Origin of the sequence: Micromonospora sp. WMMD1128, from assembly GCF_027497235.1 — a bacterium.
Taxonomy (GTDB): Bacteria; Actinomycetota; Actinomycetes; order Mycobacteriales; family Micromonosporaceae; genus Micromonospora.
The window spans coordinates 4,821,712-4,840,451 of the sequence record NZ_CP114902.1 but is presented as its reverse complement, the minus strand read 5'-3'; the positions used below and the strand labels follow the sequence as shown (position 1 = coordinate 4,840,451).

General features: G+C 73.1%; 16 protein-coding genes. 8 read left to right on the top strand and 8 right to left on the bottom strand.

Annotated elements, in window-relative coordinates; translation table 11 throughout:
* The first annotated feature begins 92 nt into the window (after positions 1-92).
* Positions 93-3,584, top strand: a complete 3,492-nt coding sequence (locus O7602_RS21470) for an ABC transporter ATP-binding protein (protein ID WP_281584418.1) — start codon at positions 93-95, stop codon at positions 3,582-3,584.
* Positions 3,585-3,682: 98 nt separating this feature from the next.
* Here the strand turns inward: O7602_RS21470 and O7602_RS21465 are convergent, their stop codons facing one another.
* From O7602_RS21465 to O7602_RS21450, 4 genes are all read right to left on the bottom strand, one after another.
* Positions 3,683-4,750 carry an NADH:flavin oxidoreductase/NADH oxidase gene (locus tag O7602_RS21465; protein ID WP_281584417.1) on the bottom strand — a complete coding sequence of 356 codons (1,068 nt, stop codon included), beginning with the start codon at positions 4,748-4,750 and terminating at the stop codon, positions 3,683-3,685.
* A gap of 13 nt (positions 4,751-4,763) precedes the next feature.
* The gene (locus O7602_RS21460; protein WP_281590450.1) at positions 4,764-6,044 is read right to left on the bottom strand and encodes a dicarboxylate/amino acid:cation symporter; all 1,281 of its coding nucleotides are present in this window, start codon (positions 6,042-6,044) and stop codon (positions 4,764-4,766) included.
* 259 nt (positions 6,045-6,303) lie between these two features.
* On the bottom strand, positions 6,304-6,936 hold the full coding sequence (locus O7602_RS21455; protein WP_281584416.1) for a DUF998 domain-containing protein: 633 nt from the start codon (positions 6,934-6,936) through the stop codon (positions 6,304-6,306).
* Complete coding sequence (locus tag O7602_RS21450) at positions 6,929-7,894, bottom strand: glutathione S-transferase C-terminal domain-containing protein (RefSeq protein WP_281584415.1); 966 nt, start codon at positions 7,892-7,894, stop codon at positions 6,929-6,931. The genes O7602_RS21455 and O7602_RS21450 overlap by 8 nt, the downstream gene beginning before the upstream one ends.
* 144 nt (positions 7,895-8,038) lie before the next feature.
* On the opposite strand from O7602_RS21450, the gene pcaF reads away from it, so the two are divergent.
* The 6 genes from pcaF to O7602_RS21420 all read left to right on the top strand — a co-directional run bounded on the left by pcaF (position 8,039) and on the right by O7602_RS21420 (position 16,076).
* Entirely contained in the window at positions 8,039-9,244 is a 1,206-nt protein-coding gene (gene pcaF, locus O7602_RS21445) for a 3-oxoadipyl-CoA thiolase (protein ID WP_281584414.1), read from the top strand.
* Between the two features lie 114 nt (positions 9,245-9,358).
* Positions 9,359-10,177, top strand: a complete 819-nt coding sequence (locus tag O7602_RS21440) for an SAM-dependent methyltransferase (RefSeq protein WP_281584413.1) — start codon at positions 9,359-9,361, stop codon at positions 10,175-10,177.
* 6 nt (positions 10,178-10,183) lie between these two features.
* Complete coding sequence (locus O7602_RS21435; RefSeq protein ID WP_281584412.1) at positions 10,184-12,334, top strand: EAL domain-containing protein; 2,151 nt, start codon at positions 10,184-10,186, stop codon at positions 12,332-12,334.
* A gap of 91 nt (positions 12,335-12,425) precedes the next feature.
* Positions 12,426-12,926, top strand: a complete 501-nt coding sequence (locus O7602_RS21430; RefSeq protein WP_281584411.1) for a DUF456 domain-containing protein — start codon at positions 12,426-12,428, stop codon at positions 12,924-12,926.
* A 379-nt stretch (positions 12,927-13,305) separates the two neighbouring features.
* Positions 13,306-14,868 (top strand): amino acid permease, encoded by a 1,563-nt coding sequence (locus O7602_RS21425; protein ID WP_281584410.1) that lies wholly within the window; start codon positions 13,306-13,308, stop codon positions 14,866-14,868.
* A gap of 104 nt (positions 14,869-14,972) precedes the next feature.
* Positions 14,973-16,076 carry an IS30 family transposase gene (locus O7602_RS21420; protein ID WP_281583749.1) on the top strand — a complete coding sequence of 368 codons (1,104 nt, stop codon included), beginning with the start codon at positions 14,973-14,975 and terminating at the stop codon, positions 16,074-16,076.
* 399 nt (positions 16,077-16,475) lie between these two features.
* Here O7602_RS21420 and O7602_RS21415 read toward each other — a convergent pair whose 3' ends face one another.
* Genes O7602_RS21415 through O7602_RS31035 form a run of 3 tightly spaced genes read right to left on the bottom strand, consistent with a single transcriptional unit; the run spans position 16,476 to position 17,253 of the window.
* Complete coding sequence (locus tag O7602_RS21415; RefSeq protein ID WP_281584409.1) at positions 16,476-16,670, bottom strand: DUF397 domain-containing protein; 195 nt, start codon at positions 16,668-16,670, stop codon at positions 16,476-16,478.
* Positions 16,661-16,930, bottom strand: coding sequence for a Scr1 family TA system antitoxin-like transcriptional regulator (locus O7602_RS31040; protein WP_348651293.1), 270 nt, complete (start codon positions 16,928-16,930; stop codon positions 16,661-16,663). The genes O7602_RS21415 and O7602_RS31040 overlap by 10 nt, the downstream gene beginning before the upstream one ends.
* Positions 16,931-16,950: 20 nt before the next feature.
* Positions 16,951-17,253, bottom strand: a complete 303-nt coding sequence (locus O7602_RS31035; RefSeq protein WP_348651292.1) for a DUF5753 domain-containing protein — start codon at positions 17,251-17,253, stop codon at positions 16,951-16,953.
* Between O7602_RS31035 and O7602_RS21405 the strand changes: the two genes are divergently transcribed.
* Entirely contained in the window at positions 17,240-17,494 is a 255-nt protein-coding gene (locus O7602_RS21405) for a flavin reductase (RefSeq protein ID WP_281584408.1), read from the top strand. The genes O7602_RS31035 and O7602_RS21405 overlap by 14 nt on opposite strands.
* A 33-nt stretch (positions 17,495-17,527) precedes the next feature.
* On the opposite strand, the gene O7602_RS21400 is transcribed toward O7602_RS21405, so the two are convergent.
* Entirely contained in the window at positions 17,528-18,706 is a 1,179-nt protein-coding gene (locus O7602_RS21400; protein WP_281584407.1) for a PQQ-dependent sugar dehydrogenase, read from the bottom strand.
* Between the last annotated feature and the right edge of the window lie 34 nt (positions 18,707-18,740).

The following is an 18,740-nucleotide window of genomic DNA, read 5'->3' as shown; positions in this document are numbered from 1 at the left end:
GCCCGTCGGCGGGTAATTCGGTTGAGCCGGCGCGGCCGGACGGTGAGGCTGGAGGCACCGCCCCCACCGATCCGAGTCCGGAGGACTGTTACATGCGCCTGCTCCGTGACCTCTGGACCACCGCACCCCGGCGGATGGCGGCCGTCCTGCTGCTGATCGTGGTGGGCGCCGGTGGCCAGGCCGCCGCCTCCGCGCTGGCCGGGCCGGTGCTCGTGCACCGCTCGTCCGGCTGGTTCGTCGTGCTCGCCGTGGCGCTCGTCGCCGCCGTCGTCACCGACCTGCTGATCGGGCTGATCATGGCCCGGCTGACCGCCGACTGGTCCGCCGACGTACGCCGCCGGCTCTGCCGGGTCGCGCTCGGCCAGGACCTGCCCGCCCTGGAGACCACCCCGGTGGGCGAGCTGCTCGACCGGATCGACAACGACGTCTATCAGGTCGCCGCCGAGATGCGGAACACCGGCGTACGGCTGGCGCAGGGCATCGCCGTCTGTGTGCTCGCGACGGTCAGCGCGCTCGTCGTCTGGTGGCCGGCCGGCGTCGGGATGGTGCTGCTCACCACGCTGCTCGCGGCCGTGCTACGCCGGCCCACCGCCCGGATCGCCCCGGCCCGGATGGCCGAGGAGGAAGCCTGGTCCGACCTCGCGGCCGTGATGGAGGAGGCGGTGCACGGCCAGGACGACGTGCGTACCAGCCTCGCCCGGCCGTACGTGCTGCGTCTCTACGCCCGCCGGGCGGCGGCGGTGATCGCCCGCGGGGACCGGGTGTTCCGGCTCTCCGGCCGGGTCACCGCGCTCGCCAGCGGCGGCGTCCGGGTCGGCATCGCCGGCGTGGTCCTGGCCGGCGCGTGGGCGCTGGCGACCGGCCGGGTGGACGCCGCCCGGCTGACCGCCGTCTGGTTGCTCGCGATCGCGTTCGGCGCGACCGTCGAGCACATCGCCCGCTGGGTGCCGCACCTGCAACAGGCGTTCGGCGCGTGGGCCCGGGTGCAACTGCTCGCCGGCGCGCGGCAGGAACCGGTCGGCGGGGTCGCCCCCGCCGCCGGCGACCTGACCGTGCGCGGGCTCACCTTCCGCTACCCGGCCACCGGGGACGAACGCGGCCCGGCGCTGCGCGACGTGCGACTCCACTTCGCCCGTGGCCGTTCCTACGCGCTCGTCGGGCGCACCGGGTCGGGCAAGTCGACGCTCGCGAAGGTGCTCACCCGGGCGGTGGACGTGCCGCCCCGCACCGTCTTCCTGGGCGACACGGACCTCGTCGACCTGGACGTCGAGGAGCTGCGCCGGTGGATCGCCGTGGTGCCGCAGCGCACCGAGATCCTCGCCGGCACGCTCGCCGAGAACGTCGCGCTGTTCGACCCGGAGCTGCTCGACGCGGCCGAGCGGGCGTTGGCCGAGCTGGGTCTCGCCCGGTGGATCGCCGAGCTGCCCGACGGCGTGCACACCCGGCTCGGCGACGGCGGCCACACGCTCTCCGCCGGGCAGGAGCAACTTGTCGCGTTCGCCCGGATCCTGGTCCGGGACCCGCACGTGGTGATCCTCGACGAGGCCACCGCGCGGCTCGACCCGGTCACCGAGAACCGGGTCCGGCGCGCCACCGAGCGGCTGCTCACCGACCGGATCGGCATCGTCATCGCGCACCGGCTCTCCTCGGTGCGCCGCTGCGACGAGGTGGTGGTGATGGCCGACGGCGCGGTGCGGGAGGCCGGCCCGCTGCGCGAGTCCACCCACTTCGCCGAACTGCTCGCCACCAGCCACGCCGGGGCGTACGCGGGGACCGGCGCGCGGAGCGGCGGCGTGGAACTGCTCGACGCGCCCGGCTGGGCCGACGAGCCGGTCGAGCCGGTCGAGCCGGCTGCCGCGCCGCGCCGCGTCGCGGTGCCGCGCGCCGAACCGCCGCCGGGACCACCCACGCCGCCCGCCCGGACCATGCGGGAGATCCTCCGGCTGGGCTTCAACGATCCCCGGTACGGCCTGGCGGCGGTCGCCCTGTTCGTCGTGATGACGCTGCTCGGGCTGGACGGGGCGGTGCTGCCCTGGCTCTGGGCCGACCTGGTCGGCGGGGGCGACCCGTGGCTGCCGGCGCTGGGCATCGCCGCCGCGCTGCTCGTGGTGCTCCCGCTGCCCTATCTGACGAACGTGTGGTTCCCGCACTGGTGGATCCGGCAGATGCTGCGGATCAGCGCCCGCCTGGTGCACGGGCAGACCGGCGCGCGCCGGGTCAGCGGGCACACCCCGGCCGAGGTGGTGGCGCAGGGCGGCGACACCGACCGCGTGGTGCAACTCGCCGACAACCTGATGGACCAGTTCATCTCGCTCGCCATCGTGCTCACCATGACGCTCGTGACGGGCAGCTTCGTACCGGCGTTGTTCTTCGTCGGCACGATGGTGGTCTCCGGCCTCGCGGCGACGCTGTTCGGGCCCCGCCTGGAGCGCACCGCCGCCGGCACGGTGAAGGCGCGCGCCGCGTTCGCCACCGCGCTGGTCTCGGCGCTCTCCGCCGCCCGCACCGTGAAGCTGGCCGGCGCCACCCGTCCGGTGCTGGACCACCTGCACGGGCTGGACGTGGTGCGCAGCGAGCGGCAGCGGCGGGAGATCGCCATGCAGGTGTGGGCCCGGTCCACCCCGTCGATCGCGAGCGGACTGCTGCCGATCGGGGCGTGGGCGCTCTACCTGACCGGCGGGCTCTCCGCCGGCGCCACCCTGGTCGCGGTCTCCACCCTCGGCGCGGCCCGCTGGTTCGCGTGGACCACCGCGGCGCTCGTCTCGCAGTACCCGTCGGCGCGGGTGTGGACCCGGCGGACCGTGTCGATGACCGGGATGAGCACCTACTCGGCGCCGGTGCCCGGGCTCGACCTGGCCGCCGGCACCGCCCCGGCGCCCGAGCCGCCGCCCCGGCACCCACTGCGCCGGCTGGAACTGGCCGGCTTCGGCGCGCTGCACTCCGACGGCACGCTCGCCGTCCGCGACGTCGACCTGGTGGTCGAGCGCGGGCAGCTGGTGCTCGTGGTCGGGCCGGTCGGCGCCGGCAAGTCGTCGCTGCTGCGCGCGCTCGCCGGCATCGTGCACCACGTCGGCGCGCTGCGGTGGAACGGCGAGCCGGTCACCGAGCCGGAGATGTTCCTGCGCCCGAACCAGGTCGGCTACGTCGGCCAGCTACCCCGGGTGCTCTCCGGCACGGTGGCGGAGAACATCGCGCTCGGCCACCCGGTGGACGCCGCCGGCGCGGTCACCACCGCCCAGCTCGACCACGACCTGGCCGCCGCCGGGGGCGGGCTGGGGCTGCTCATCGGGCACAAGGGCACCCGGCTCTCCGGTGGCCAGCTCCAGCGGCTGGCGCTGGCCCGGGCGCTCGCCCCGCGTACCGAACTGCTCGTCGCCGACGACGTGTCCTCGGCGCTGGACGTCACCACGGAGCTGGCGTTGTGGTCGGCGCTGCGCGAGCACGGGGTGACGGTGGTGGGCTCGACCGCGAAGCGGGCCGCGCTGGTCCGCGCGGACCACGTGGTGGTGCTCGTCGACGGCGTGGTCGCCGACCAGGGCACCTGGTCCGACCTGGAGCCGCGCTGGAACCACCTGGCCGGCTGACATCCACTCGGCGTCTCCGTGATCATGAAGTTGGCGGAGACAAAACGGGCGGCGCAGGCCGCCAACTTCATGATCCCCGAAGCGCCGGGCGGGGCGGGTCAGAACGCCCGGGCGTACGGGTCGGGCCAGGCGGGGGTGGCGCCGAGCTTCGCGGCGGCGCGGCGCGGCCAGTACGGGTCGCGGAGCAGCTCGCGGCCCAGCAGCACCAGGTCCGCCTCGCCGCCGGCGACGATCTGCTCGGCCTGCTCGGGCTCCACGATCAGGCCCACCGCGCCGGTCGGCACGCCCGCGTCGCGGCGGATCCGGGCGGCCAACGGCACCTGGTAGCCGGGGCCGACCGGGATGGTCGCCCGGGCAGCCGCGCCGCCGGAGGAGGCGTCGACCAGGTCCACGCCGGCCGCCGCCAACTCACCGGCGAGCACCACGCTGTCCTCCACCGTCCAGCCGCCGTCCGTCCAGTCGGTCGCGGAGATCCGGGTCAGCACCGGCACCGCCTCGCCGACCGCGGCGCGGACCGCCCGGGCCACCTCCAGGGTGAGCCGCATCCGGCCGGCCCGGTCCCCGCCGTAACCGTCCGCGCGTCGGTTGGTGAGCTGGGACAGGAACTCGTGCAGCAGGTAGCCGTGTGCCGCGTGGATCTCCACCGCGGCGAAGCCGGCGTCGAGCGCCCGCGCGGCGGCGGTGGCGAACGCGTCCACCACCGCGGCGATGCCGGCCTCGTCGAGCGCGACCGGGGTGCGGTAGTCGGGCACGAACGGGTCGCCGCCCGGGCCGACAGGTGTCCACCCGCCGTCGGCGTCCGGCACGCCACCGCGCCGCTCCGCCCACGGCCGGTACGTCGACGCCTTGAACCCGGCGTGCGCGAGCTGCACGGCCGGGACCGCGCCCTGACCGGCGACGAACGCGGTGACCGGCCGCCAGGCGTCGACGTGCGCGCCGGACCAGAGCCCGACGTCCTGCGGGCTGATCCGCCCCTCGGGCACCACCGCGGTCGCCTCGCTGAGCACCAGCCCGGCCCCGCCCACGGCCCGGGAGCCGAGGTGTACGCGGTGCCAGTCGGTGGGCAGCCCGTCGGGCCCGGCACTGTACTGGCACATCGGTGCCAGCGCGATCCGGTTGGGCAGGGTGACGCCGCGCAGGGCGAGCGGGGTGAACAGGGCGCTCATCGGATCCTCACTGTCAGGCGGGTACGGGGGCGAGCCGCTCGTGCTCGACCGGTTCGATCAGGTCGCGCTTGCCGGCCGAGTCGTACGCGGCCCGGTCGAGTGTGCCCTCCCGGGCGGCCACGATGGTCGGCACCACGGCCTGTCCGGTCACGTTCGTGGCGGTACGCATCATGTCCAGGATCGGGTCGATCGCCAGCAGCAGGCCGGCGCCGGCCAGCGGCAGGCCCAGCGTGCTCAGGGTCAGCGTGAGCATCACGATCGCGCCGGTCAGGCCGGCGGTGGCGGCCGAGCCGACCACGGAGACGAACGCGATCAGCAGGTAGTCGGTCACCCCCAGGTGCACGCCGAACACCTGCGCCACGAAGATCGCGGCGAGCGCCGGGTAGATCGCGGCGCAGCCGTCCATCTTCGTGGTGGCGCCGAACGGCACCGCGAAGGAGGCGTACTCCCGGGGGACGCCGAGGCGCTCGACCGAACGCTGGGTCACCGGCATGGTGCCGACCGAGGAGCGGGACACGAACGCCAGCTCGATGGCGGGCCAGGCGCCGGCGAAGAAACGCAGCGGGTTGAGCCGGCCGGCGGCCACCAGCAGCACCGGGTAGACCACGAACATCACCAGGGCGCAGCCCACGTAGACGGCGGTGGTGAACTTGGCGAGCGGGGCCAGCAGATCCCAGCCGTACGAGGCGACGGCGTTGCCGATCAGGCCCAGGGTGCCGATCGGGGCGAGCCGGATCACCCACCACAGCGCCTTCTGCACGATCGTCAGTACCGCGCGGTTGAGCTGCACGAACGGTTCGGCGGGCTCGCCGACGAGCAGCGCGGCGGCGCCCACGACGAGGGCGAGGAAGACGATCTGCAGGACGTTGCCCTCGACGAACGCGCCGATCGGGTTGGTGGGCACGATGCCGGTGAGGAAGTCGATCCAGGAGCCGGTGGTCTTCGGCGCGTTGGCGCCGGCCGGGTCCAGGTTGACGCCGCGACCGGGGTCGGTGAGCAGGCCGAGGCCGATGCCGATGGTCACCGCGGTCAGCGCGGTGATGCCGAACCAGAGCAGCGTCTTGAGCGCCAGCCGGGCGGCGTTGGCCACGCCACGCAGGCTGACCACGCTCACCACGATGGCGGTGAAGACAAGCGGCGGCACAGCCAGCTTCAGGAGCTGGACGAAGAGGCCGCCGACGGTGTCGAGGGTGCTGGTCAGCCAGGCGAGGTCGTTGGCGCGGGCGAGGAAACCGAGCGCCACGCCGAGTACGAGGCCGAGCAGAATCTGCACGGAGAAGGGAAATTTGCGCAGGGCGGAAGCCATGAGGACGGGTCCAAGGTCTGGAGAGGGAAGTGGGCGTCGGGGCGGAGCTATGCCGGACAGACGCCACTTGCCTGCCGTCGAAGGTCGACGTACAGGCGCTCGGTGAGGCACCAGACATTGGTCATCGCCGGCACACGCTACTCCCGCCGCCCCCACACCGGAAGGACCGTTCCCCGTGACACCCCTTACACCCCGCTGGTAAGGCGGGGGCCCCTTTTAACACCCGTCTGTTAAGCGGGGCCCCCGCCTATCGCCCAGGCGTTAAGCGGGGCCCCCGCCTTACCAGCACCACGGCGGTGGCCAGCGCCCACGCGGCGGTTGCGGTGAGCAGCACGCGCTCCAGCACACCCACGAGCGCGCCCCGGCCGACGAGCAGCATGGCCAGCCCGACCGCGCCGGACAGCGGCAACGCCAGCGCCGCGCCGATCGCGGCGACCCGCCGCAGCGCCACGCCCACCGCGGGGCGGCACACCAGCGCCAGCATCGCGAACACCACGGCGGCGGTCGCCGCGATGCTCGCCCCGCCGTGCACCAGGTCGGCCACCGTGGCGGCCTCGAACGGTGGTAGCGGGCAGCCGGCGCTGCACGTCACCGTGCCGGAGAGCGCCGTGGCGACCGCGCCGGCGCCGAGCAGCACGGACGCCGTGCGCGCCGCCGGGGGCAGCGCCCCGGCGAGCAGCAGCAGCGCCGCCGCCAGCGTGAAGATCCCGATCCGGTACGCCCCGGCGTACCCGCTATCGGTGACCCCGGCCTCGCTGACGTACCCGGTCGGGCCCGGACCCGGACCGGCGACGACGGCGACCGTCACCGCGAGCGCCCCGGCGACCACGCAGCCGGCCGCGCCGAGGGCGGCGGCCCGGCGCGCGGCCCGGTCAGTCACGCCCGTGCGGCGTGGTCCAACCGGCCAGGTCCGGACCGAGCGGCACGATCCGGGTCGGGTTGATCATGTCGTGGGTGGCGTAGTAGTGCCGCTTGATGTGGTCGAAGTCCACCGTCTCGCCGAAGCCCGGGGTCTGGAACAGGTCCCGGGCGTACGCCCAGAGCACCGGCATCTCGGTCAGCTTCTGCCGGTTGCACTTGAAGTGGCCGTGGTAGGCCACGTCGAAGCGGACAAGCGTGGTGAACAGGCGCACGTCCGCCTCGGTGATCGTGTCCCCCATCAGGTAGCGCCGCCCGGCGAGGCGCTCCGACAACGCGTCCAGCCGGGCGAAGAGCGCGGTGTACGCCTCGTCGTACGCCTCCTGGGAGGTGGCGAAGCCGCACCGGTAGACGCCGTTGTTGACGTCGGTGTGGATCTCCGCCATCAGCGCGTCCATCTCCGGGCGCAGCGCCACCGGGTAGAGGTCCGGCGCGTCCGGGGCGTGGAACCGCCGCCACTCGGTGGAGAGGTCGAGCGTGAGCTGCGGGTAGTCGTTGGTGACCACCCGCCCGGTGAGCGTGTCGACGAGCGCCGGCACGGTCACCCGGCCGGTGTAGTCCGGGTCGGTGGCCAGGTACGCCTCGGAGAGGAAGCCGACGCCCAGCACCGGGTCGAAGCCGTCCGGGTCGAGCGCGAACCGCCAGCCCCGCTCGTCCCGGATCGGGTCCACCGTGCCCAGCGAGATCACCTCGTCCAGGCCGAGCAGGCCGCGCACGATCCGCGCCCGGTGCGCCCACGGGCAGGCCCGGCACCAGATCAGCCGGTAGCGGCCCGCCTCCAACGGCCAGCGGCCCTGCTCGTCCGGCCCGCCGCCCGCCGGCGAGGTGGAGTGCGGGGTGACCCGCCCGGTGAAGCGGTTGGGCTGGCGGACGAACGAACCGCCGCCGCTTGTCTCTGCGCTGAACTGGGCCCCGACCATGCCGCCAACCTATCCGCTCCGGGCGCGGATATCCTGACGCCCCTGGCCGCTCCGGGCGCGGATATCCTGGCGCCGTGGCGCCCGGCGTGACCCGGTGGGCGACCGCCGACCGACCCCTTCCCACCCCCGAAGGACGTGCCCGCGATGACCGTGGCCTACCTCGTTGCCGGAGTCCGCACCCCGTTCGGCAGGTACGCCGGCGCCCTCGCCGGGGTCCGCCCCGACGACCTGGCCGCGCACGTCGTCCGCGAGCTGGTGACGCGACACCCGTCGGTCGACTGGGCCCGCACCGACGACGTGATCCTCGGCTGCGCCAACCAGGCCGGCGAGGACAACCGCAACGTGGCCCGGATGGCGGCCCTGCTGGGCGGGCTGCCGGAGGAGGTGCCGGGCAGCACCGTCAACCGGCTCTGCGGGTCCGGCCTGGACGCGCTCGCCTCCGCCGCCCGCGCGATCGTGGCCGGCGACGCCGACCTGGTGGTGGCCGGCGGCGTGGAGAGCATGAGCCGCGCGCCGTTCGTCATGCCGAAGGCGACCACGGCGTTCGCCCGCACCGCCGAGGTCTACGACACCACGATCGGCTGGCGGCTGGTGAACCCGCTGATGAAGCGCGGTTGGGGCATCGACTCGATGCCGGAGACGGCGGAGAACGTGGCCGCCGAGTTCGGCGTGGACCGGGCGGCGCAGGACGGCTACGCGTACCGCTCGCAGCAGCGGACCGCGAAGGCGCAGGCCGACGGCCGGCTGGCCGAGGAGATCGTCGGCGTCACCGTGCCGGCCGGCAAGCGGGAGACGAAGCTCGTCGAGGTCGACGAGCATCCCCGGGAGACGACGCTCGCGAAGCTGGCCGCGCTGCCCACCCCGTTCCGCGACGGCGGGACGGTGACCGCCGGCAACTCTTCCGGGGTCAACGACGGCGCGGTCGCGCTCCTGGTCGCCTCCGGGGCCGCCGTCGACCGCTACGGCCTCACCCCGCTGGCCCGGGTACGCGGCGCGGCGGCAGTGGGCGTACCGCCACGGATCATGGGGATCGGGCCGGTGCCGGCGACCCGGAAGCTGCTCGACCGGCACGACCTCACGCTCGCCGACGTCGACGTGGTCGAGCTGAACGAGGCGTTCGCCGCGCAGTCCGTGGCGGTGCTGCGGGAGCTGGGCCTGCCGGAGGACGCCGAGCACGTCAACCCGAACGGCGGGGCGATCGCGCTGGGCCACCCGCTCGGCGCCAGCGGCGCCCGGCTGGCGTTGACCGCCGCGCTTGAGCTGCGCCGCCGGGGCGGGCGACGGGCGCTCGCGACCATGTGCGTCGGCGTGGGACAGGGCATCTCGCTGCTGCTGGAGTCGGCCGCCTGACGGTCGGCCTGTGACATCGCCGCAAGTGGATCTCCCGTACCCGGTCCGGCGCGCATAGAGTGGGCTGGACCACATGATCCGCCTCACGGCGGCGACGACCTGGGGGACCGAGCGATGCAGACGCCGGACGGACTTCCCGCCGAGATCGACCTGACCCGGCCGAGCGCCGCCCGGGTCTACGACTACTTCCTCGGCGGTGCGCACAACTTCGAGATCGACCGGCAGTTGGCCGAGCAGATCGCGTCGATGACCCCGAACCTGGCGGCCACCATGCGCGCCGGGCGGGAGTTCCTGCGCCGGGCCGTCCGGGTGCTGCTCGACGCCGGCATCGACCAGTTCCTCGACATCGGCTCGGGCATCCCCACCGTCGGCAACGTGCACGAGGTCGCCCAGGCCGCGAACCCGCAGGCCCGGATCGTCTACGTCGACATCGACCCGGTGGCGGTGGCGCACAGCCGCGAGTTGCTGGCCGGCAACGAGCGGGCCACCGCGATCCTGGCCGACCTGCGCGAGCCGAAGCTGATCCTGGACCAGGCGCGGGCCAGCGGATTGATCGACTTCGACCGGCCGGTGGGCATCCTGCTCGCCGGGGTGGTGCACTTCGTCCCGGACGCCGACCGGCCGGCGGATGTCCTGGCCACCCTGCGGTCCGTCGCCGCCGAGGGCAGCTACCTGGTCATCTCCCACTCCACCTTCGAGGACCAGCCGCAGGAGATGCTCGACGCGCAGCGGCTGTCGGCGCGGACCGCCACCGAGATCACCCTGCGTTCGCGGGCCGAGGTCACCGGCTTCTTCGGCGACTGGACGATCCTCGAACCGGGGGTGGTGCACATGCCGCTGTGGCGGCCCGACTCGCCGTCCGACGTCGACGAGCACCCGGAGCGGTTCGGGGCGTTCGGCGGCGTCGCCCGGCACGACCGCGCCGCCGGGTGAGCCGACGTGCGCGCCCCGGAGCCTGACGGGGGTGACTTCAGCCGGCCCGGCGCCGCCGCGTACGCCGCCGAGTGGGCCCGGGCGGTGCGGCGGATCGGCTTCGTGCCGATGAGCGCGGCCGAGACCGAGCGCCTGCTGGTGTCGCTCACCGAGCGCTTGGCCGGCGCGCTGCTCGCACCCACCTTCTCCGCCCGACCGGCCCAGGAGGTGGGGCGTGCCCTGGTGGAGGCGCACCTCACCGAGCCCGGCGTGCTCGACTGGTCGGTGCAGGCACTCGGTGACCGGCTGCTGCCCTGGGCGCTGCCGGCCCGGGAGGACGTGCCCGAGCTGCGGGAGCGGATCGCGGCGTTGCAGGGCGCGTTCGCCGCCGGGTTCGCCCGGGCGCTGCGCGACCGGGTGTTCAGCCAGCAGGAGCGGATCGCCCGTTCGGCCTGGCAGGCCCGGGACACCGTCGAGCAGGCGCTGCGGGACAGCGAGGCGCGCTTCCGGGCGGTCTTCACCGGCGCCGCCATCGGCATCGGCATCGCCGGCGTGGACGGGCAGATCATCGAGGTCAACCAGGCCTTCGCGGACATGCTCGGCTACACCGTCGCGGAGATGCGGCGGATGAACGTGTCCGCGCTCGCCTACGCCGACGACGCGGCCGGCATGTGGGAGCTCTACCAGGAGCTGATCGAGGGCAAGCGGGACAGCGCCCGGGTGGAGAAGCGCTACTACCGCAAGGACGGCAGCGTGGTCTGGACCGACCTGGCCGTCTCGCTGATCCGGTACGACGACGGCCGCCCCCGGTTCACCGTCGCCATGATCGAGGACATCACCGAGCGGTACGAGCTCCAGCAGCGGCTGCGTTTCCAGGCGCTGCACGACCCGCTCACCGGCCTGCCCAACCGGACGCTGTTCTTCGAGAAGCTCGGCGACGTCTTCGACGCGGCCGGGCCGGAACAGCGCGTCGGGCTCTGCTTCATCGACCTGGACGGGTTCAAGGCGGTCAACGACAGCCTCGGCCACGACCTGGGCGACCGGCTGCTCCAGGTGGTCGCCCGGCGGTTGCGGGACTGCGTGTCCGGGCGCGGTCACCTGGTCGCCCGGATGGGCGGCGACGAGTTCGTCATCCTCGTCGACTCCGGCGGCGGCCTCGACGACGCGGTGGAGGTGGCCGAGCTGGCTTTGGCCGCGGTCTCCGCCCCGGTGCAGGTCGCCGACCAGCAGCTCGCCGTCTCGGCAAGCATCGGCATCGTGGACTGCCCGGCGGCGGAGACCAACGCCGGCGAGCTGATGAAGGCCGCCGACACCACCCTCTACTGGGCCAAGGCGGAGGGCCGGGGCCGGTGGGCGGTGTACGACCCGGAGCGTAGCGCCGCCGACATCGCCCGGTCCGCGTTGGCCGCCAACCTGCCGGCCGCCCTGGACCGGGGCGAGTTCGTGCTGCACTACCAGCCGATCGTGTCGTTGCTCGACGGCACCATGGTGGCGGTGGAGGCGTTGGTCCGCTGGCAGCACCCGGAGCTGGGGCTGCTCGGGCCGGACCGGTTCATCGGGCTGGCCGAGGAGACCGGCCTGATCGTCCGGCTGGGCGCCTGGGTGCTGCGCCAGGCGTGCCGGGACACCGAGTCGTGGCGGCGGTCCTATCCGGACACCACACCCGTGGTGAGCGTCAACCTGGCCGCCCGACAGGCCGACGACCCGGCCATCGTGGAGACGGTGGCCGAGGCGTTGCAGCACACCGGGCTCCCGGCCGAGCTGCTCCAGTTGGAGTTGACCGAGAGCGCGGTGATGGGCAGCGCGGGCGAGCCGCTGCGCGCCCTGCACCAACTCGCCGACCTCGGGCTGCGGCTGGCCATCGACGACTTCGGCACCGGCTACTCGAACCTGGCGTACCTGCGCCGACTGCCGATCCACTGTGTGAAGCTGGCCGGCCCGTTCGTCGAGGGGATTCGGGACGACGGCGCGGACGCGGTCGCCGACCACCGCGACGAGCGGATCGTCGACGCGCTGGTCCGGTTGGCGCACGCGCTGGAGTTGTCGGTGACGGCCGAGGCGGTGGAGACCGAGGCGCAGGCGGAGCGGCTGCGGGCGTTGCGCTGCGACACCGGCCAGGGCCTCCTGTTCGGCGCCCCGATGCTCGCCGACGACATCCGCACCCGCCTTGCGGGTTAAGGAGGGGCCCCCGCTTAACGCCTCCGGTATAGGAGGGGCCCCCGCTTAACACCTCGGTTGCGCAGCACCCCCCAGGGGAAAGAGAGAACACGTGAGTTTGAGCGATTCGCAGGCGGTGGTGTCACTGGTCGCCGCGCTGGCGATCCTGGCCGGGCTGGCCGGAGTGGTGGTGCCCGGCCTGCCCGCGCTGCCGCTGTGCTGGGGCGGGGTACTGGTCTGGGCGTTGTTCGGCGACGCCGGTCCGGGCCGCTGGGCGGTGCTCGCCGCCGCCACCGTGGTCGCCGCCGGTGGCACCGTGGTCAAGTACCTCTGGCCGGGCCGAAACCTCAAACGGACCGGCGTGCCCACCCGGTCGCTGCTGGCCGGCGCGCTGCTCGGCGTGATCGGCTTCTTCGTCATCCCGGTGATCGGGCTGCCGATCGGCTTCGTCGCCGGGATCTGGGGCGCGGAGCTGCTGCGACTGGGCAGCAACCGGCTGGCCTGGCCGGCGACCGTGCAGGCGCTCAAGGCGGCCGGGCTGTCCATGCTCGTCGAGTTCATGGCCGGCGTGGTCGTCGCCGCGCTCTGGGTGGCGGGGCTGCTGTTCGCCTGAGGCACCCCGCGCGCCCGGCTCCCCCCGGTGGGGAGGCCACAGACCGGCCGGCGCTCGCGCTCGGCACGGCTGCGGTGCCGGCGCTCGGGTGGGTGCCGGCGGGCCGGCCCGGCCTGAGGGTGCGGCGACGCGGGCGTCCGGGGGTACGGCGGAACGCCGTACATCAGTGAGAGAGAGGTGGACGCCGCGCGTCGCCGCGGACCGGGCGTTGCCGAGCGCCCGGTGCCGGCCCGTCGGGTCGGGCCTGGTCACGCCTCCAAGGATGCCCCCGACCGCCCGGCCCGACAACGCATTTAACCCGGGCGGTATTGACCGTCTTGATCGGCTGGGCGCAAACTGCGAGCACTCGTACGGGGACCCACCCTCGAGGAGGTGTGCAGTGGCCACGACGCCCGCGCCGACCGCCGAACAGCCGATGGACGACGACGCCCGACGACTCGCCGAACTCGGCTACCGGCAGGAGCTGCGCCGCAAGTGGAGCGGCTTCTCCAACTTCGCCATCTCGTTCTCCATCATCTCGATCCTGGCCGGCTGCTTCACCACGTTCGGCCAGGCGTGGAACAACGGCGGCCCGGTCGCCGTGTCCTGGGGCTGGCCGCTGATCTCGATGTTCATCCTGATCATCGGGTTCTGCCTGGCCGAGTTGGTGTCCGCCTACCCGACCGCCGGCGGGATCTACTGGTGGGCGGCGACGATGGGGCGGCCGGTGCACGGCTGGTTCACCGGGTGGCTCAACCTGATCGGGTTGGTCGCGGTGACCGCGTCGGTCGACTACGGCTGCGCCACGTTCCTCAACCTGACGTTGTCGGCGCTCTTCGACGGCTGGGCCGGCACCGGGCACCAGACGTTCGGGCTGTTCGTGGTGATCCTCGCCCTGCACGGCCTGATCAACATCTACGGGCACCACGTCATCGACGTACTCCAGAACGTCTCGGTCTGGTGGCACGTGGCCGGCGCGGCCGTGGTGGTGCTGATCCTGGTCCTGGTCCCGGACGACCACCAGAGTTTCCGTTTCGTGTTCACCGAGCGGTTCAACAACTCCGGCTTCGGCGACGGTGACACCGGCGGGCTGACGTTCTGGTTCTACGTGCTGCCGCTGGGCTTCCTGCTGACGCAGTACACGATCACCGGCTTCGACGCCTGCGCGCACGTCTCCGAGGAGACCCGGGGCGCGTCCAAGGCCGCCGCGCAGGGGCTGTGGCGGTCGATCTTCTATTCCGCCGTGGGCGGCTGGATCCTGCTGCTCGCGTTCCTCTTCGCCGCCACCGACGTGGACGCGATCAACGAGGCCGGCGGCTTCTCCGGGGCGATCTTCTCCACGGCGCTGACCCCGTTCTTCTTCAAGACGGTCATCATCATCTCCACCATCGGGCAGTTCTTCTGCGGGATGAGCTGCGTGACCTCGATGTCGCGGATGGCGTACGCGTTCAGTCGGGACCGGGCGGTGCCCGGCTGGCGACTCTGGTCCAAGGTCAACCGCAACGGTACGCCGGTCAACGCCATCATCGGCGCCACGCTGGCCGGGCTGCTGCTCACGCTGCCCGCGCTCTACCAGCGCGGTGGCATCCCGGTCGCGTTCTACGCGGTGGTGTCGGTGGCGGTGATCGGGCTCTACCTGTCCTTCATCATCCCGATCTTCCTGCGGCTGCGGATGGGCGACCGGTTCGTCCCGGGCCCGTGGACGCTCGGCCGCCGCTACCGGCTGCTCGGCTGGATCGCGGTGGTGGAGATCGCGATCATCGCGGTCTACTTCGTGCTGCCGATCGTCCCGGCCGGCGTGCCCGGCAACGCCGACTTCAGTTGGACGGCGGTCAACTATGCGCCGCTGGCGATCGGCGGCGTGCTGCTCGGCGTGGCGATCTGGTGGTACGCCTCGGCCCGCAAGTGGTTCACCGGCCCCCGCCGCACGGTCGAGGAGCAGACCCCCACCCCACCCTCCTGACCGGTCCTCCGCGTTAGGTCCTCCGCGTTAGGTCCTCCGCGCTAGGTCCTCCGCGTCGATCATGAAGTTGACGGCGGTTGTGGATCGGCAGTTTCTAAGCTTCAGTGCAACTGATCTTGGTTGGGCTGGAGGTGCTGGTGGCGAGGCCGGGTGTGTTGACGTTCGGGCATCGGCAGGTGTTGGAGCATCTGTGGGGTTCGGGGAGGACGATCTCGCAGATCGCGGGGCTGCTCGGGGTGCCGGTGTGCACGGTGTCGCGGGAGGTGGCGCGTCACCACAGTGCGCGGCACGGGACGAAGAATCCGCTCGGGCGGTCGTTGCCGCCTGGGCGGGCTCGTCGCCCGTATCGGTGGGGGTATCAGGCGCAGTGGGCGCAGCGGCGGGCTGACGCGGCCAGGCGTCGGCCGCAGCAGGGCAAGCTTGCGGTGGGTACGCGGCTGCGGCGGGTGGTGGCGGGGAAACTGGCCCGGAGGTGGTCTCCGAAACAGATCGCCGCGTGGTTGCGGGCCACGTTCGCCGACCGGCCGGAGTTGCAGGTGTCCCACGAGACGATCTACCAGGCGATCTACGTGCAGTCGCGGGGCGGCCTGCGAGCCGAGTTGACCCGGCAGGTGGCGCTACGGTCGGGACGCACCCAGCGGCGCCGGCAGTCGCGTGCCGCGGGCGCCGCCCGCAGCCGGCGGCCCTGGATCGGGGACCTGCACATCAGCAACCGGCCGGCCGAGGCCACCGACCGGGCAGTGCCCGGGCACTGGGAAGGTGACCTGGTCATCGGCAAGGCCGGCGCCTCAGCGATCGTGACCCTGGTGGAACGAGCCACCCGCTACGTGATGCTCGGCGCCCTGCCCCAGGGCCGCGACAGCGAAGCCGTCATCGGCGTCCTCACCGACCTGGCCACCCGCATGCCCGCGCACCTACGCCGCTCCCTGACCTGGGACCAGGGCACCGAAATGGCCACCCACCCGCACTTCACCATCGCCACCGGCTGCCCGGTCTACTTCTGCGACCCCCACAGCCCCTGGCAACGCGGCACCAACGAGAACACCAACGGCCTCCTCCGCCAGTACTTCCCCAAAAGCAGCTACGACTTCCGCACCATCGACCAGAACGGGCTCGACGACATCGCCCACGAACTCAACACCCGACCCCGCGAAACCCTGAACTGGAACACACCAGCCCAACGCCTCGCACAACTCATCGCACCCTAACGATTGCACTCACCCCTTGACCCCGCCATCTTCAAAGGGACGCTAACTTCATGATCACGCCCCAGCCCGGCCCTTGGGCGGTCCTCGGGGGTGCCCTCCCGGGCGTGATCAAGGAGTTTGCGTCGACATTCGAATTCCGCGATGACGCAAACTCCTTGATCACACGCCCGATCCGCCGGAGCGGTGGTAGGTCATGGTGGCGGAGCGGGGTTGAGACACTTTGGCGTTCCAGTCGGTGGGCTGCGCGGCGGTGGGTGGAACGTTATGGGTGTGAAACGGGCCTGAGACACCCGTGGTGTTCCACCCGTGTGGCGGCGGACGCCACTTCGGCGAAATGGTGTGGATCAGTGGGCCAGTGGGCCAGTGGGCCAGTGGGCCGGCGACCAGCGGGTCAGTGGGTCAGGTGGCGGGGCCCAGGTGCCCGGCCACGCCGACGAACGCGCGCCACGAGGCTGGGGAGACGTGGAGGGTGCCGGCCTCGCGATCCTTGGAGTCACGCACCAGCACCACGCCCGGCAGATTGTCGGCGACCTCCACGCAGTCGGTGTTGCCGCTGCGGGTCGCCTTACGCCAGGTCGCGTCGCTCAGGTCCATGACGTGACTACCTCTTTCAGGAGTTCGAGCGACTGCCGGCGGGACAACGCTTCGCTCCGGATCATCTCCCACCTCGACAGAAGAGTAGCCACCTCTGCATCGCCGTCGATCACGCTCGTGGTGAGCTGACACTCCATGCTGGCGACCCAGCCGCCCTCCCCGCCTCGGGCCAGGGTGAACGGACCGGACAACCCGATGTGCAGACCGACGTGCAGTGGGAGCACGTGGATGCTGACGTGGGGCCGCTCCGCGCACGCCACCAGGTGCTCGATCTGCTGCGTCAGCAGGCCCCGGAAGCTCGGTGCAGCACTCCTTCGTCGAACACGACCACGAGTTGGGGCGGATTCTCCTGCCGCAGGACGTCCTGTCGATCCATCCGGGCCGTCACTCGGCGCTCCACCTCGGCTTCGCTCAGCAGATCGTCGCAACGGATCACCGCTCGGGCGTAGTTCTCCGTTTGCAACAGCGCCGGGATGAGCGTCGGATGGAAGCACCGCAACTGTCGCGCGTTGCGCTCGGCTTCCAGCCACGGCCTGAGCCATGACGGCAGACCGTCCCGTTCGGCCATCTTGAGCAGGGCCACCAGGAGTCCACCGGAGTTCAGTACCTCGTCGCTGTGGCGGTGCCGCAACTGCGCCGCGGAGTGGCCCTGCCAGCCGGCGCGGCTGGCGCTGCTCGTCGAGTACCGGGACGACCGCACGGCGCTGCTGCTCCACCTGGGCACCCTGATGGCCGAGGCGGCGGAACACCTCGCCCGGCTGAATCCGGGCCACGTGCCGGATCTGCACCACCGCTTCCTGGCCTGGGCGCGGGCGCGTGGCTGACGCCGGCCGGCGTCGTTCCGCGTACCCCAGGGGTCAGGGTGGGGGCTGGCGGTGGGTGAGCGGGAAGCGGAGGATGCGGTCGTCGTCGGCCGCCGGCGGGACGCCGCGCGGCTCGCGGTTGCTCGTGGTCACCCAGAGCGCGCCGTCCGGGGCGACCTCGACGGTACGCAGGCGGCCGTACGTCCCGACCAGCTCCGCCACCGGTACGCCGACCGCGCCGGTGGCGTCCACCGGCACCGTCCAGAGCCGGGTGCCGCGCAGCGCGGCCACGTAGAGCGTGCCCCGGGCGAACGCGGCGCCGCTCGGTGACGCCTGCGCGGGCGTCCACACGACGACCGGGTCGCGGAAGCGTGGGTCGCCGGCGACGCCCTCGACGATCGGCCAGCCGTAGTTGCCGCCGGGCACGATCCGGTTCACCTCGTCCCAGGTGTTCTGCCCGAACTCGGTGGCGAACAGCCGGCCGTGCCGGTCCCAGGCGAGGCCCTGCACGTTGCGGTGGCCGTAGCTGTAGACCGGGGAGCCGGGGAACGGGTTGTCGGCGGGCGTCCCGCCGTCCGGCCGGATCCGCAGGATCTTGCCGTTGCGGCTGGTCAGGTCCTGCGCGCGGGCGCTCACCCCGGCGTCGCCGACGCCGACGTAGAGCAGCCCGTCGGGGCCGAACGCGATCCGCCCGCCGTCGTGGAAGGTGGCCCGGGGGATGCCGCTGAGCAGCACCTGCGGGACGGGCGTCGCGGCCAGCCGGAACCGGACGACACGGATGTCGGTGGCGGTCGTGTAGGCGGCGTACACCAGCGCGTCGCGGCGGTAGGTGGGGGAGACCGCGAGCCCGAGCAGGCCCGCCTCGCCGCCGGCGACCACGTCGGCGAGGCGGGCCACCTGCCGGGCCGGGCGCCCGGGGCGTACCCGCAGGATGGTGCCCCGGTCCCGCTGGGCGACCAGGGCGCTGCCGTCGGGCAGGAAGTCCAGCCCCCACGGCACCTCCAGCCCGGTGGCGACCACCTGCGGGTCGGTCAGGTCGTAGCCGACCGTCGGCGGTCGGGCGGTGTGCCGGGCGAAGCCGGCCGGGCGCAGGTCGACCAGGTCCGGCTGCGGTTGCGGCGCGGCGGCCGGGTGGTCCGGGGCGGCGGTGGGCTGCCGGTCGGCGCGGGCGTCGGTGGCGCCCAGCCCGAGCGCGAGGACGGCGACGACGGCCGCGACGATCCGACCACGCATGTGTCCTCCTGGAGTTTCACCCCCGGTCCCACCG

Coding starts and splice junctions, on each gene's coding strand:
- O7602_RS21450 (WP_281584415.1), bottom strand. CDS start 7,894: ATGGTCGGGGCCCAGTTCAGCGCAGAGACAAGCGGCGGCGGTTCGTTC.
- O7602_RS21415 (WP_281584409.1), bottom strand. CDS start 16,670: ATGGACCTGAGCGACGCGACCTGGCGTAAGGCGACCCGCAGCGGCAAC.
- O7602_RS21400 (WP_281584407.1), bottom strand. CDS start 18,706: ATGCGTGGTCGGATCGTCGCGGCCGTCGTCGCCGTCCTCGCGCTCGGG.
- O7602_RS21440 (WP_281584413.1), top strand. CDS start 9,359: ATGCAGACGCCGGACGGACTTCCCGCCGAGATCGACCTGACCCGGCCG.
- O7602_RS21470 (WP_281584418.1), top strand. CDS start 93: ATGCGCCTGCTCCGTGACCTCTGGACCACCGCACCCCGGCGGATGGCG.
- pcaF (WP_281584414.1), top strand. CDS start 8,039: ATGACCGTGGCCTACCTCGTTGCCGGAGTCCGCACCCCGTTCGGCAGG.
- O7602_RS21465 (WP_281584417.1), bottom strand. CDS start 4,750: ATGAGCGCCCTGTTCACCCCGCTCGCCCTGCGCGGCGTCACCCTGCCC.